The organism is Nocardia sp. NPDC003345 (assembly GCF_053589395.1).
Map to the genome: position 1 here is coordinate 1 of NZ_JBSFRU010000579.1, position 1,734 is coordinate 1,734.

Genomic DNA, 1,734 nt, shown 5'->3' on the forward strand with positions numbered 1-1,734 from the left:
GGTTTCCATCCCGTCGCCTACCCGGAGCAGGCGCGGATCGCTGCCGGGGTAGGGGACCACCGTCGGGCCTCCGGCCGACGAGAAGGTGTGCTGCATCATCCCTCCTGGGTGAGCTCGGCGCCGGGAGCGCTCCGGCCGGTGCCCTCGGCACTCGAATCGGGCCGGGTGCCCGGGCTGCCCGTACTAGGCTGATCCGCATGCGAACTGCGGTGCTGCGGGTGAATATCGATCCGGCCGGTGGGCTCACCGCCGAATCCCTGACCCGCGGTATGGCGGAACTGGCCGACGCCCTCACCGAGATGGGCGGGCAGTTGCTGGACAAGGATCTCGGCGCGGTACCGCCGTCCCGGCGTGAAGTGCAGGTGCTGCTGGACAGCACCGACGCGGCGGCCGATACGCAGCGGATCACCGCCGTGTGCGCGCGCGTGTTCGGCACCGACGCGGCGGCCGGAGTGATCACCTATGTGAGTCGCGGTACCGATGACGACGCGCACGGCGTGCTCGCCGGCTTCGGGCTGGCCGGGGAGATCATCCGGGTGCCGGGCACCCAGGGCTACGACGTGCTGCGGGTGCGGCTGCGGGAGGCCGATCTGGAACGGGTGCCGGAGAGCCGGATCCACACCGCGCTGGAGGCCTCGACCAACTGCGAGGTCGTGATCCAGACGGTTTGATCCCGCGACGGTCATCGGTCGCCCAGGAACTTCAGGATCTCCGGCGCGGCCAGCACCCAGGTGTCGAACATGTTGTACTGCTTGACCAGACCCTGCGCCCGCTGTTCCATGGCGCGCTCCCAGGCGTCCTCCGGCCACGGCGGGTCGATGAGGACCGAACCCTCGATCAGGCAGCTCACCTCGAGCGAGGTCCGTTTGGGATGGTCCAGATCGTGGGCACCGCCGCGGATGATGAGAGTGGGAACCTGTATCCGCTCGAACATCTCGTCGTCCACACCGGGGATCGTCTGGCCCGGTTTCGGCACATAGGCGTTGAGCCAGCGCAGTGAGAGTTTGATGAATTCGTCCGCGTCCAGATCGCGCAGGCGCTGTTCGTTGTCGGGGTTCTCGGCGATCAGTTCCCGCCATTCCCGCATCCGGACCAGACCCGCGACACCCAGTCCGCGCACCGTCTGCAAACTGGGCAGCACGTAATAGGCGCCGAGGTTGAAGGTGCCGTAGACGCCGCCCACGATATTCCACAGCACCAGACCGGTGACGAGCTCCGGGTAGAGCATGGTGGTCAGCATCGAGTCCCGGGCACCACCGGAACCGCCGGCCAGGATCACCGGACCGGTGCCGAGTTCGGTGAGCAGGCCGTGCAGGGTCTCGGCGCGCATATGCGATTCCGTCTGCCCGTAGAACTGCACATCGGAGGCGCCGCAGTTGGGCCGGTCCCACAGCAGGACCCGGTACCCGCCCTCGACGAGCGCCTCGGCCAGCGGACGCAGGCCGGGGATGTCCTTGCTGTAGCGGCCTCCCGGCGTCAGCACGATGAGATCACCGGTCGTGCCGAGTATCTCGTAGACGACCTTGCCGCCGTTCACCGTTACCGCGGGCATATCTCACTCCTGAAAGGATGCGCCGGAGGCCGTGGCGGCCCCCGGTGTGACCGGGCCACGGGCGGCCGGCCGTTTCTCGTACTGTCGGGTCCCGCCGGTCAGGCGGTGACCAGGACGTCGTCGCCCACCACGCGGACCGGGTAGGTGCGGATACTCCACTCGGGTTTGACCGCGGTGGTACC

The 1,734-nt window shown here is 68.3% G+C and carries 2 protein-coding genes and 1 pseudogene; 1 reads left to right on the top strand and 2 read right to left on the bottom strand.

Annotated features, from left to right (window positions below; genetic code table 11):
• Positions 1-197 precede the first annotated feature (197 nt).
• Positions 198-671 carry a hypothetical protein gene (locus ACWDU1_RS32135; RefSeq protein ID WP_450004181.1) on the top strand — a complete coding sequence of 158 codons (474 nt, stop codon included), beginning with the start codon at positions 198-200 and terminating at the stop codon, positions 669-671.
• A gap of 11 nt (positions 672-682) precedes the next feature.
• Here ACWDU1_RS32135 and ACWDU1_RS32140 read toward each other — a convergent pair whose 3' ends face one another.
• Positions 683-1,552 carry an alpha/beta fold hydrolase gene (locus ACWDU1_RS32140; RefSeq protein WP_450004182.1) on the bottom strand — a complete coding sequence of 290 codons (870 nt, stop codon included), beginning with the start codon at positions 1,550-1,552 and terminating at the stop codon, positions 683-685.
• 98 nt (positions 1,553-1,650) lie between these two features.
• Positions 1,651-1,734 (bottom strand): annotated as a pseudogene (locus ACWDU1_RS32145) (Rieske (2Fe-2S) protein); the annotation flags it as partial.